General features: G+C 59.6%; 12 protein-coding genes. 6 read left to right on the top strand and 6 right to left on the bottom strand.

The annotated features are described in order from the left end of the window. Positions 1 to 116 precede the first annotated feature (116 nt). Together ACI3KQ_RS12070 and ACI3KQ_RS12065 are read right to left on the bottom strand one after the other, a co-directional pair. Positions 117 to 1,496, bottom strand: a complete 1,380-nt coding sequence (locus ACI3KQ_RS12070; protein ID WP_404957915.1) for an amidohydrolase — start codon at positions 1,494 to 1,496, stop codon at positions 117 to 119. Positions 1,497 to 1,595: 99 nt separating this feature from the next. After that, positions 1,596 to 2,489: a LysR family transcriptional regulator gene (locus tag ACI3KQ_RS12065; RefSeq protein ID WP_404957913.1), complete on the bottom strand. Its 894-nt coding sequence runs from the start codon at positions 2,487 to 2,489 to the stop codon at positions 1,596 to 1,598. Positions 2,490 to 2,784: 295 nt separating this feature from the next. Here ACI3KQ_RS12065 and ACI3KQ_RS12060 point away from each other — a divergent pair, with 295 nt between their 5' ends. The 3 genes from ACI3KQ_RS12060 to ACI3KQ_RS12050 are packed head-to-tail and all read left to right on the top strand — an operon-like array spanning position 2,785 to position 4,715. Continuing rightward, positions 2,785 to 3,123 carry a hypothetical protein gene (locus tag ACI3KQ_RS12060; RefSeq protein ID WP_404957911.1) on the top strand — a complete coding sequence of 113 codons (339 nt, stop codon included), beginning with the start codon at positions 2,785 to 2,787 and terminating at the stop codon, positions 3,121 to 3,123. A gap of 13 nt (positions 3,124 to 3,136) precedes the next feature. Further along, a complete protein-coding gene (locus ACI3KQ_RS12055) occupies positions 3,137 to 4,093 on the top strand; it encodes a rhodanese-related sulfurtransferase (RefSeq protein ID WP_404958104.1) in 957 nt (318 codons plus the stop codon). Further along, positions 4,083 to 4,715, top strand: coding sequence for a glutathione S-transferase (locus ACI3KQ_RS12050; protein ID WP_404957909.1), 633 nt, complete (start codon positions 4,083 to 4,085; stop codon positions 4,713 to 4,715). Before ACI3KQ_RS12055 ends, ACI3KQ_RS12050 begins: the two co-directional genes overlap by 11 nt. A gap of 273 nt (positions 4,716 to 4,988) precedes the next feature. Here ACI3KQ_RS12050 and ACI3KQ_RS12045 read toward each other — a convergent pair whose 3' ends face one another. Next, on the bottom strand, positions 4,989 to 6,020 hold the full coding sequence (locus ACI3KQ_RS12045) for an SDR family oxidoreductase (protein ID WP_404957907.1): 1,032 nt from the start codon (positions 6,018 to 6,020) through the stop codon (positions 4,989 to 4,991). A gap of 591 nt (positions 6,021 to 6,611) precedes the next feature. Here ACI3KQ_RS12045 and ACI3KQ_RS12040 point away from each other — a divergent pair. From ACI3KQ_RS12040 to ACI3KQ_RS12030, 3 genes are all read left to right on the top strand, one after another. Then, on the top strand, positions 6,612 to 7,019 hold the full coding sequence (locus ACI3KQ_RS12040) for a hypothetical protein (RefSeq protein ID WP_404957906.1): 408 nt from the start codon (positions 6,612 to 6,614) through the stop codon (positions 7,017 to 7,019). A 67-nt stretch (positions 7,020 to 7,086) separates the two neighbouring features. After that, on the top strand, positions 7,087 to 8,418 hold the full coding sequence (locus ACI3KQ_RS12035) for a site-specific DNA-methyltransferase (protein WP_404957904.1): 1,332 nt from the start codon (positions 7,087 to 7,089) through the stop codon (positions 8,416 to 8,418). Between the two features lie 137 nt (positions 8,419 to 8,555). After that, complete coding sequence (locus ACI3KQ_RS12030; protein ID WP_404957903.1) at positions 8,556 to 8,996, top strand: DUF5681 domain-containing protein; 441 nt, start codon at positions 8,556 to 8,558, stop codon at positions 8,994 to 8,996. Positions 8,997 to 9,032: 36 nt separating this feature from the next. Here ACI3KQ_RS12030 and ACI3KQ_RS12025 read toward each other — a convergent pair whose 3' ends face one another. The 3 genes from ACI3KQ_RS12025 to ACI3KQ_RS12015 form a co-directional block, all read right to left on the bottom strand. Then, entirely contained in the window at positions 9,033 to 9,692 is a 660-nt protein-coding gene (locus ACI3KQ_RS12025) for a hypothetical protein (protein ID WP_404957901.1), read from the bottom strand. Beyond that, positions 9,689 to 10,510, bottom strand: coding sequence for a hypothetical protein (locus tag ACI3KQ_RS12020; RefSeq protein ID WP_404957899.1), 822 nt, complete (start codon positions 10,508 to 10,510; stop codon positions 9,689 to 9,691). Before ACI3KQ_RS12020 ends, ACI3KQ_RS12025 begins: the two co-directional genes overlap by 4 nt. A 476-nt stretch (positions 10,511 to 10,986) precedes the next feature. Beyond that, positions 10,987 to 11,994, bottom strand: coding sequence for a hypothetical protein (locus ACI3KQ_RS12015; RefSeq protein ID WP_404957898.1), 1,008 nt, complete (start codon positions 11,992 to 11,994; stop codon positions 10,987 to 10,989). Positions 11,995 to 12,522 lie beyond the last annotated feature (528 nt).

Here is a 12,522-nt window from a genome sequence, read left to right as displayed (position 1 = left end):
GATTTCCCAAACAGCGATCGGTCCCGCTCGCTTAGAAAAATCGCTTTAGGCTTCAGGCAGTCAGGCCGGGTCTGTTCATAAACCGCATCGAACCTTTCGCTGTGCTGCAAGCTCGTTCATCGGGGGGAAGCGCCGTTAAGCGAGAGAACCGACCAGACAAGAGCCGCCGCGCCGTTGCGTATCGCAGGTCGCGCCGCCGGTGCGTACAGGGGTGAATGATTGGTCGGAGGGGCAATGCCCTTCGCCTTGTAAGCGGCAAGCGCCTCTGGCTGGTCACTTCCAATCATCAAATAAGCGGACGGGATGCCCTTTGCAGCAAACTCCGAAAAATCCTCGCTGCCCGAAAAGCCCGGAACACTGGCGGGGATCGATATTACGCCCTTCCCGAACGCGGACTTGAGCGCGGGCGCTATCCGGGCCATCAATTCCGAATCATTCTGTGTGGCAGCCGATCCATTAAGGCGCGTGATCGTCGGCGCAGGCGCGCCCGCCATCATCGATACGCCATAGGCTGTCTTTTCAACACCGTTCAGCAGAAGCGAACGCACCTCCGGCGTAAAGGATCGCAGGCTGAGACGCAGCGTAGCGGTATCAGGTATGATATTTGCAACGCTGCCGGCCTGGAACGCTCCGACCGTGATCACGCCGAATGTCGCTGCATCCTTCTGCCTGCTGATGACAGTCTGGACATCGCTGACGAAATGCGCGCCCATGACGATCGGGTCGATCGCCGAACTGGGCGCCGAACCATGCGCACCGCGTCCGTTGAATATGATCTCCAGCGCGTCGGATGCTGACAGGATGACCCCTTCCTTCATCACGACAGAGCCGAGTGGCATGCCTCCGCCCACATGGGCGGCCAATGCGAAGTCAGGTTTGGGGAAACGGGTCAGCAAGCCGTCATTCAGCATCGCCCTTGCTCCGCCAAGCGACTCTTCAGCAGGCTGTGCAATGAACAGCAACGTTCCTCGCCATTGCTGCTTCAGAGCGACGAGCGCCTCGGCGGCTCCGACCCACCAGGCCATGTGCACGTCATGACCGCAGCTGTGCGCCACAAAAGTCCGTTTGCCGTCCAACAAGGCGTGAGCGCGGCTGGCGAAGGAGAGCGAGGTCTTCTCCTCCATTGGCAAGGCATCCATTTCCGTCCGCACCAGCGTGACCGGGCCAGGACCATTCCGATAAATGGCCACGACGCCTGTCTTGCCCACATTTTCAGTCACTTCGAACCCCAGCGTGCGCATCCGCCTGGCCAACAGCATGGCCGTCCGATGCTCCTGGAAACCCAGCTCCGGGTGCTGATGAAGGTCGCGATACAGGGCCTCCAGGCCATCCAACTTTTCATCAAGTATGTGATCTACCGCGACCTTTTCCGCGACTCCAACAACATTGGCGGACTGATCGGACGTGCGTGGTGAAGGCTGGAACGCCATGGCCTGCGCAGGATCGCCGGTCGCCCAAAGCAGCGTCAGCGCTGCAATAGCTGAAAATCGCTTCACATATCCTCCCAGATATTCTCATCCGTCTATCCGGGCATATCCGACGGCGGCATGGCGCGCGCGCATCGTCTACTCATAGCTATAACCTTCGGTAATGCGTTATCGCAGCGATGATCTTATAATCTTCGCCAACAGCGCACCGCCTGGCGTCAGCAGTTCCTCATCCTTGCAGACAAGCGCGATGTGCATGTCGGGCAGATCAATATTCAGGTCGAGGCGGGTGAGTCCCCCGCTTCGCAGCTTCAGGCTCAGGTGCGGATTAGTGATCTCGGCCCAATGGCTGATGAGGGCCGACTGTTCTGCAAGATCGAAATAAACTGAGATCGACGTGCAGCGAGATATGCGCTGGGGCAGATTTCGGCCCAGCCGGTCCGCCACGATGGGAATATAGCCGTGATGATAGTCGGACAAGTCGCCCGTGATCCATTCCATCGACCAGAGCTGTTCGACTGTTTTTGGGATCACGGGATCGCGTCCTCCCGTCGCCAGCATTGTCCTGTAGGTTTTGAGTGTCACACATTGCAACCCGGCCAGGTCCAGGCTGCCATAATGGTGCACAATGCCCAGATCCAGGGTGCCACAACGCACGGCGTCAAAAATCTGCGCCGGGCGCAACTCCAGCAGGCCCAGTTCCACCGAAGGCTGACGCTGGCGAAAATTCGCGACGACGCTGGCTATGCTGGTGCCCGCAACCGGTGGAGATATGCCAACCAGCAATCGCCCGCCCAACGTACCCTTTAGCCATTCAACCTCTTCCCGTGCCTTGTCGAGTTCCTTCTGAATGCTGTCATGGCGCTTGGAAAGTATCACACCGAAGGGCGTCAGAGTGGTGCCGGTTACGCCGCGGACCAGTAGTGAAACACCCAGTTGCCGTTCCAATTCCCGGATCGACTTGCTGAGCGCCGGCTGAGACACGTGCATCGCACTGGCCGCCCGCTGGATGCTGCCCGCCCGCGCGACCTCGGCCAAGGCACGAAGTTGATGGAGTTTCATAGGGGTTTCCGCATTCAGTGACTCCCGCAAGGGTAACATGTCTGCGGTGACGTTCCCTCAATTTGGAAGCTAATGGAAGTCATGGTGGCAAAAGCGCCAGATACGTATTTTCGGCGAAGGTTTACGGCAAAGAACATCTGCTGCCCTGTTGAGAGGCGTCAGGTTCGCATGAAACCGGCATCACCTTACAATGCGCCCACTCGCACCGAAAAACTGAGCGTCATGAATTTGCTCATGTGCTGTCGCCGCGCGCGGCGCTATAGGCTGGAAGCAATCAAGGCAGCTGAATCGACATATGGCCCGAAAACATTCGAAGTACGATCCCTATGACCATCTCCCGCAAGAGGATGATGCACCGGCAGCGCCAGTGGCCTGCTGGCTTTGCGGTCGACCGACAGGCAAAACCATCGTCTGGCATCATCCAGTGCCCAAGAGCCGCGGAGGCCGCGATGTCGTGCCCATGCATCCAATCTGCCAGCAGACGGTGATCGCCAATTTCACAAATTCCGAACTTCAACGTCACGGGATGGAGGTGGCGGGCCTGCTGGACAACCCGAACGTGCGCAAATTCGTGGACTGGGTGGCGAACAAGGACCCGGACTTCACGGCGACCATCGCCAAGAAGCAGCGCTGAAGGAGTTGATCCCCTGACCGGTTCGTCTTCCTCCATCTGCGTTGCCGCGCTCTACAAGTTCGCCCGGCTGGACGACTGCGAAACGGTGCGCCGCGAACTGGCTCGGCTGTGCTGCGCCCAGGGTGTGAAGGGAACCCTCCTGCTCGCCAGCGAAGGGATCAACGGCACGATTGCCGGATCCAACGCTTCGATCGACAATGTCCTGGGGTTCATCCGCAGCTTGCCGGGGTTTGGCGACGCAGAGGTCAAATATGCCACAGCGGAGGCGATGCCATTCCATCGCATGAAGGTGCGGGTAAAGCGCGAAATCGTGACGATGGGCCAGCCCGACATCGATCCGCTCACCGGGGTCGGACATTATGTGTCGCCGCAGGACTGGAACGCCCTGATCAGCGAACCGGGCACAATCGTGATCGATACACGTAACGATTATGAGGTCGCGGTCGGCAGCTTTGCCGGGGCAATTGATCCAAAGACCTCCAGCTTCCGCGATTTCCCTGCCTGGTTCCGTGCCGAACGTGAGAAGCTGCTGGGCGCTGGCGATCAGCCTAAGGTCGCGATGTTCTGCACCGGCGGCATTCGCTGCGAGAAGTCGACCGCCTTCCTGAAGGCCGAAGGCATCGACAATGTCTATCACCTCCAGGGCGGAATCCTCAAATATCTGGAGACCATCCCGCCCGAGGAAAGCCTTTGGGAAGGAGAATGCTTCGTATTCGATCAACGCGTCGCAGTCGGCCATGGACTTGAAGCGGGGACCCACATTCTGTGCCACGGTTGCCGTCGGCCAGTCGGCAGTGCGGGCCAGGCTTCACCGCTTTATGTGTCCGGAGTGAGCTGTCCCGCCTGTCATGCGACGCGCACCGATGCCCAGCGCGCGGGCTATGCCGAACGCGACCGGCAGGAACAGCTCGCCAAGGCGCGGGGCGTCGCGCATATCGGCGCCAACGCGGCCAAGCGGCGTGCGAAATAGGCCGATCCTCTACAGCTTCCGGCGCTGCCCCTATGCCATGCGCGCCCGCATGGCGCTGCTGATCAGCGGCACGGCCTGTCACATTCGCGAGGTGAAGCTGTCGCGCAAGCCCGATGCACTGATCGCCGCGTCTCCTAAAGCGACGGTCCCCGTAATCGTGCAGAGCGATGGCAGCGTGATTGAGGAAAGTCTGGCGATCATGCGCTGGTCGCTGGCGCGCAACGATCCCGAAGGATGGCTGGAACGCGAAGACCGCGACCTGATCGAAGCCAATGACGGCCCGTTCAAGCATCACCTCGATCGCTACAAATATCCCGATCGCCATGCGTCAGACCCGGCGGAGCATCGCGCCGCGGGACTGGCGATGCTCCAGTTGCTCGAACTGCGCCTGGCTACGCGGCGCAACCTGTGTGGAGACCGACGCGGCATCACCGACATCGCCATTTTCCCCTTCGTGCGGCAGTTCGCCGAAACCGATCGCACGTGGTTCGATATTCAGCCGCTTCCCGGCGTGCAGGCATGGCTCCGCGATCATCTTCAGTCGGATCTGTTCGACGCGATCATGGCTCGCCTGGATCCGTGGCAACCGGGCGATGCGCCGATAGATTTCCCGACAAGCTGAAACAGCCTCGGTCGATCACGCTGCCAGCTGTTGCCTTACCGCTCTGCATTCTCCCTGATTTCGCGATAGGCCGCCTCACGCGTTTCAGCGGCCAAAGACTGAAGGTAACGGGCCGCTTCCTTATAAGTAAGGAACAACCCGCCAGCGGTCGCCACGGGCGTTGTCCGACCATTGAAAATCCGGCGGAGCAAGCGCCTTTGTGGTCGGCTCAGCGATTGGTCTTCTACTTCTTGCATCGTTCACCAGTCAGTCTGGTTTCGAGCCGTGCGGCTTTTACTGAATGCTTTTGTCGACGCGGCCTAGAAGCGACTGCGATGTCGCCAGAACCGCTTCCTTTACGGGCCTGAATGAAACTCCCGTAAGTTCGGACACATATTCAGCATTAGCTAAGGACCGGATGCCAACTTCCGCGCGAATAGTCCTGACGCTTGGTACAAGAATCTTCATCAACTTGACCAACAAGGGAGAAAATTCGGACTGCGGTATTTTACTCTTAAGCTCTGGATACTCCTTACTCAGAAGCTGGGCTATCTCCCCAAATGACATGGTTCCGCTGCTTCCAATCAGGCGTCGCCCACCCGCCTCTTTCAAGGTCATGGCAACAACATGCAATTCTGCAAGGTCGCGAACATCCACCAGTGGATTGGCTATCGGCAGAGTCTTCGGCATGGCGCCTTCCAGCATCATCTTGATGATCTCGGTCGATGTGCTGCCGTCCTTGCCCATTGTGGGGCCCACCACGACTCCGGGATTGATAACCGCTAACTTTTCTAGTCCCGCCTTCTCTGCCCAGTCCCATGCCGCGAGTTCAGCCCTGGTCTTGGAAACACTATAAGGGTGCGTTTCAGACCACTCTGGATCGGTCCAATCTTTTTCAGAAAAATGAAACTCAGTTTTCGGGCGTCCGGCACGATACATCATCGCCGCGATTGATGACGTCAATACCACGCGTTTGACATTTGCCTTAAGCGCAGCATTCAACACCCGCATTGTTCCGCCAAGCGCCTCTGGCACCAATGCTTCTTTATGACGGGGCTGCTCCAGCGGGAACGGCGACGCAACATGCTGTACATAATCGCAACCTTCGACCGCAGAATCCCATCCGTCATCTGATGTCAAATTCGCAACAACAAAGCTGAGATTTTCGACATTTGCGCCAGCTTCAATCAAATCATTGCGAACATCATCTTCCTTTGCCGATGAACGCAAGGTTCCTCTTACATTATAGCCCTTCCGCAGCAAAGCTAAGGCCACATATTTGGCAACAAACCCACTTATTCCAGTGACGAGTACTGTTTCTCTCACTTCACTCTCCAGTTACAAATAGGGTGTCCTAGCCTGGCCCGCACCACAAGGCTATCGTATGTCGGCTTTCGGAGGAAGGGCGAGACTGCGTGGAAGCCGGAAAGCGACCGAGGCTGTGTAAAAAACGCGAAATTATGATATTCCACACAGCACCTACCATGGCACTATTTCGTCCCAGCGCTTCACCCACTGGGTGGGGATCAGCCCGACGGGAAAAAACAAGCAACTTCTCAGCCATAAGCCGAAAGGCACTTCCGCTAAGTTTTTCAGGAATTTCCTGCTGAAGGAATGGTGCAGAACGCATTCCCGAGCGAACCGGTCTCTTCCCTGCATTTCCCTGCATTCGGCCAAGAACGTGTTTTTGCCCGCAAAGTCGGCAAGTTGAATGGAAGAAAGTGGCAGAAAACCGCCGTTTTTGAGGGGAAATTCCCTACACGCGGTTGCAGGGAAATTGTCGGCCTGTTGCAGGGAATTCCCCAAAAGGAGCAGGGAACGGGCCTGGGGCGCCAATAAAGTTGGCGGCCCTCAAAGTGTTGGTAGGCGCGAACGCCGCAATGATGCTTCTGACGCTCTCCACCGAGGAGAACGAACATGATGCAAGGCCCCTGGTATTTCTTCCATCCCGATAGCCCTGGCTATCTCCAACGCAAGCTGGACCTCAGTGAGCCGATTTCAAGGGCAGAGCTTGTCAGAGTCTTCGAGGCTAATCCCGGCTTTGCCTGGGAAGGCGCCCTTCATACGCTTTACTGTCACGTGCTGAATGGGTCGTTCAAGGGCAAGCCTGGCCCCAAGGAACGGTTCAGCTGGTCCATGTGGCAGTGCATAAATGCCTGGGTCGATCTTGAGGCCGAGGATGTCAGGGCCGAGCGCGCCGGTCGCCCGCACATTGGGGCGGATCTGTCGCCGGTACAGGAAGCCTATGAAAGAACGGCCCGGGCGTTTCGGCTGGGGACTGGCCCGAGCCTCGCCAACAGCCTGAGCTCACGTAAACTGCGGTAAGATTCCATGATCGCGGCGATGCGCCGCGCTGTGACATCTGACTGCCTCCTGCAACGAAGGAGGTTTTATGCAATCACAGCGCGGTCCCCTCTCACGGGGGGATCTGGTGGAGCGTGACGTCACGCTCCTGAAGCCGCATGCGCGCAACGCGCGTACCCACTCAAAGAAGCAGATCGGTCAGATCGCGCGGAGCATCGAAAAGTTCGGGTTCACCAACCCGATCCTTATCGATGAGCAGGACCGGATCATCGCCGGTCATGGCCGGGTTGAGGCGGCGAAGAGCCTGGGGCTGGCCCGCGTTCCGGTTCTGCTACTCGAGGGCATGAGCGAGGCTGATCGTCGGGCCTATATCATTGCCGACAATAGGCTGGCGGAACTTGCCGGTTGGGATAGCGAACTGCTCGGTCTGGAACTGGGCGATATCTCGGCGCTCGTCCCGGATTTCGACTTCGAGGTAATCGGCTTCGACGTCGCCGAGATCGAAGCGCTGCTGAACGGCGTTGATGAAAAGGAAGTAGTGGAAGACGCGGCCGAAGAGCCAGAGCCGAAGGCGTCGCCCGTCACGCGTCCGGGCGACATGTGGCAGCTTGGCGGACATCGGCTGATCTGCGGCGACTCGACGAAGGGCGAAGTGTTCGAGAAGCTGATGGACGATGAGCTTGCCCAGATGGTCTTCACCGATGCACCCTATAATGTGCCGGTGAACGGGCATATCTGCGGCCTTGGCAAGGTGCAGCATGACGAGTTCGTGATGGGCGCTGGGGAGATGAGCCGCGAGGAGTTCACCGATTTCCTGGCAAAGGTGATGGCGAACCTTGCCGCCTACAGCGTTGATGGTTCGATCCACTATCAGTGCATGGACTGGCGTCACATGGGCGAGATGTTGGAGGCCGGTGGGCGGGTCTATGACAGCCTTCGCAACCTCGTCGTCTGGAACAAGGACAATGGCGGCATGGGCACCTTCTATCGCTCCAAACATGAGCTCATTTTCGTCTTCAGGAAGGGTAACGCATCGCACATCAACAATTTCGAGCTGGGACAGCATGGCCGCTATCGCACCAATGTCTGGGACTATGCCGGCGTCAATTCGCTGAAGGCCGACCGCGACGAAGAGCTTGCCATGCATCCGACGGTGAAGCCGGTGAAGATGGTGGCCGATGCGATGCTGGATTGCTCTCGCCATGGCGGTATCGTCCTCGATGCTTTTTCAGGCTCGGGGACCACGATCATCGCAGCCGAGCAGACGGGGCGGCTGGGGCGCGCGGTTGAGATGGATCCGCGCTATGTCGATGTGGCCGTGCGACGCTGGCAGAAGCTGACCGGCCAGAAGGCGATCCTGTGCGGAAGCGAGCTCAGCTTTGACGAGATCGAGAAGGTGGTGAACGAATTCGACATGTGAGCATGAGGGCAGCGCCGACGTGCGTTGGCGCTGCCCTCATCGAATTATCGCGGGGTTTCCATGACAGACTTTTCGGCCATTACAGGCCTATCGCCATGTCACTGCAGCGTTGCAGGGAAATGGAGGTCTTATCCGAAATGGCAGATAATTATGAGGTGGGATACGGCAAGCCACCGGCCGCGACGCGTTTCAAGCCGGGCCAGTCCGGAAACCCGAATGGCAGGAAGCCGAAGCCGAAGGCTGAGACCAAGCTGAAGCCTGTGTTGAAGAACGTCCTTGAAGAGCCCGTCAATATCGGAGGACGGGACTACACGCCGATGGAGGTGATCGCACGCACGCTGATGAACAAGGCGATGAAGGGTGACATGCGGGCGATCAAGGCTGTGATGGAACTCGAACAGAAGCTGGGCCTCGACAAGCCGGAGGGCCGCTCTGGTGTCCTCAAGATCACCCGGGTGCCGCCTGAACTGCGCGAGCAGTGGGCCAAAATGCAGCAGGCCAAGTTCCGCGGCGAAGATCCTGAAGGCCTGGCGGCGCTGGCTGAAAATCTTCCCAAGGAAGAACGCGGCCGCTACTGAAACGGAGAGCCGCGCCCGCTTGGGCGCGGCTTTTCTCTATATCCCGCAATCCGCCAGTGCGCTTGCAAGCGAAGCATCGAGCGGCACTGGTTTCAGACCATCCTTCGTGATCTGTCCGACCCTGTATATGCTGGAGTCGGGCAGACCCGTGTCGGCAGCCGCTGCCTTGGCGCGGAACAGCAGGCCATGCCCGGCGCGCAGTTCGGCGAGCATGGCGCGGGCTGTCTCCCCGCCCGCGAAGCTGCTCGTCGCCGTCGCGCTCATGACCATCCTGTTGGTGACCGCCATCGCGTCGGCCATCGCCTTTGCGGCAATGGAGTCCGACGGAGCCGCCCCCGACGGCACCGCGGCAGGCATGTCGATGGTCATCGGGCCATCTTCGGGCCGCAGTTCGCGGAAAAGCTGCTGATCCACCCGCCAGAGGATGGTTCCGGTCGGCAGACGGAAGCGACCACCGCTGCTGACACCGACAAGCAGCCCATGCTCGGGATGCTTTTCAATGACCGGATACAGGAAGCCCGTGCGGGAATAGCGGGTCTTGCCCAGATAATCGAGGGCGGAAACCACACAGCGACTTACCCCGGTGACAGGATCGGTGGTGCGCGACGCCTGCCAGGTCCGCGGTATCTTCTCCTTCGCCGCGACGGATGAGATGGCGCAGGCGATGGCCGCCAGCGTGAGGATCGTTTTCTTCATGGCGTGAGGGCCTCCCGGAGCTGGCGGACAAGGATATCAAGCAGGGCGCGCTGCCCGGCATCGGGTTCATGCGGGCTGGCGGATCGCCAGCGGCGGTGCTCGAGGAACAGTGCGATCCAGAGATCGCAGGTTCCTCCTGGCCAGCGGCCGGTCTTGCCTGCTACCGAGTGCGCCTCCTCCGCCACGAGGCCAGTCTCTCCCCTGCCCTGCTCTTTAAGCAGCGCATAGCCGTCGATCAGATGCGCGAGCGCAGCCGAACTGTCCCAGTCGCAATCCTCAGGGATGGCATCGAAGCGGCCGGCGCGGACGGCTGCCAGCCATGGTTCCGCCTGCTCCGGAAGCGCAGCCATATGGTCGATCAGAGCGGATATGTCGGGATGTCGCGTTCCGAAAAGGCGATCCACCAGTTCTTCAAGGCCGCTGGTCTTCTCGAACCTTTTGGCGAATATGACTCGATGATCGGGGCGCTGCTTCTTCTTTCCGCGGCTGTGGGTGGCGATCCGATCGCCGAGCGGCGGGATTTTCTCTCCCGGTGGATTGCCGAAGAAGCGATATGACACCGGCCGCATCGTCAGCGGGTCATAGGTCATCCAGATGATGCAGGCCGACGGCTTGGTTGCAAGGTTCACATGCGCGGTGACCTCCCGCGCCGCGCCGCCCAGTACCTGACCCTTGAGCTGGATATGGCGGATGATGCCGTTCGCCTCGATCACCAGATCATAACCGTCCCGGTCGCAGTCGGTACGCAGCAGTTCGAAGGGCAGGTTGCGCAGCAGCAGCTCGGAGGTGATGGCGCCGCTCAGATGATATTCCAGCACCTTCTCGATGAGGGACGAGTGGAGCGACAGCTGCGCCCTGGCGGCGGCGTTTCGGATGGCGGCGGGTGTCAGCGGTCATGCTCCTCTTCGTCGGGAGCGCCGCTGATGCCGTGGCCTCATTCGTCGCTCCTATGTCCTCTCGGGGCGACGGCCAGAAGCCGGATGTTAGTAACCTGCTAGTCACAGGCGCATGCGCCTTTACCGTTGCCGGCTGGACATGCGCGCATGCCACCCGGCCCCGGAAAATCCGTGACCGAGCTGACTAGAGGAGGTTACTAAGCCCCGCTTCCCGGCTTTCACGGGAAGCAGGGCCACATTGCTCGACTTGCCGCGACAGGCAAGTGGAATGTCAGGAAAATCTTGAAAAGCGCCTGCGGGCCACAGAGAGCCGCCCCCACGCGTCCGTCGCCCTTCCCTCAGGATCTACACGCGGGAATGAAACGGGAGGCGGCATAAACTGCCTCCCGTGTACAATCTCAGGCGGCTTCCCAGACCTGGTTGAGAATCCTGGCCGCCATTGCTGCCTTGTCCTGCGGCAGGAACCGTCCATAATGTTTGGCGACCATTTCGGGCGTATCCTGAATGGCGTAGCTTGCCTGTTCATAGGAGCCGGTATGCTTGAGGATGTGGGTGGCGAGAACATCCCGCACATTGTGCGGCCCATGCGGAAGCAGACCCCTGATCGCACCTCGCCCGGTATAGGGGTTGAAAACGCCGTAGCGCTGGATCACCAGCCTCCATGCCTCATAAAATGTGCTCTGGTTGTATGACGCGTCGCGGCTGGTCCTCTTGACCGTTTTGATGAAGAAGGTGCCGGGGTCATTCGCGCCGTTCAGCAGAGCCGGACGGTGCCGCTCGATATAGGTGCCGATATGATCGTAGAGACCGCCCAGATCAGGCAGCACAAGTCGGAAGGGTTTTCCGGCGAAAAAGGACGAATGCGCGTTCTTGAACGCAACGGCCGGAACAAGGACTTCCCAACCCTGATCGCGTTCGTTCCAGCGGAGCTCTCCCCGCTTCAGCGATTCAAGCTGGCGTTCCGAGCGCGGCAGAGTTCCACGCGCGCAGACCAGCAGTTGCCGCAGGTTCTTCTGCCGCAGACCAAGGTGAAGGCCCAGCCGGATGAGCAGGTAGGAACGGGCTGTCTCCGCCGCCGCGCGCGGGTAGCGTCGCGCATCCGGCCTCAACTTCAGTATCTCGTCGGCAATCCTCAGATACTCGGCGACCGGACTTGAGGCTTCGAGAATGGGCAGGATCGGCTCGAAGGGATCGCGGTGAATGCGCGCAACGCGTTCGATTTCCTTCACGCGCGCGCCTGCATGTGCATGGAGAAGGTCGCATGCCCCCGGCCAGTCTGCACGGGCAGCAACGATATCCTCTACCGCTACAAGGCCGTCTATCGGCACGAGGCGCGAAACAAGCTCCGGATGCTGACGCAGCCATCCTGTTTCCTGGCGGACCAGCGCCATGGCATTGCGCAGCATATCGCATTCCCAGCGCGTGAAAAAGCTGCGCCGCCGCTCACGCCATTGGCAACAAGCCCCCGATCACACTGATGAATCCCGGTGGCGCACCCAGCCCGTCACCGTGACCCTGGCCGGGAAACTCTAACCCGGAGTGGTCCAGAGAATGGTGTCGGATCATATGGACACTGAAGCTAAGTTATCAGCGGCCTGAAAACGGGGAGCAGGTCAAGTTTGGGCCCGCTCGCGGCAGATTACATCACGCGTGCTCAACGAATGAAGCGTCCCCGATTGCCGACATGCCAATGTTATTGCGATGCAACCTTACGAAGGTTTCGTTCCAGCTGAAGCGGAACGGCACCGGGGTTCCGCCGGATCGAACCTACTATCGTCCAACGGAATGGTGACTAGTCGCGCTTGGAAGTAGGCATTCGGTGAAGGCCGCGGATCAGGCGGCTTCGCGTTGATCTTCGGCGGCGCGCCAATTCCATGGCAGCAGTTCGTGGAGACGGTTCTGGGGGATGTCGGCGATGCGGCTGAGCACATCGG

The organism is Sphingobium sp. ZW T5_29, from assembly GCF_044987515.1.
Taxonomy (GTDB): domain Bacteria; phylum Pseudomonadota; class Alphaproteobacteria; order Sphingomonadales; family Sphingomonadaceae; genus Sphingobium.
The sequence above is the reverse complement of the archived record's forward strand: the minus strand, read 5'-3'. Positions and strand labels throughout refer to the sequence as shown.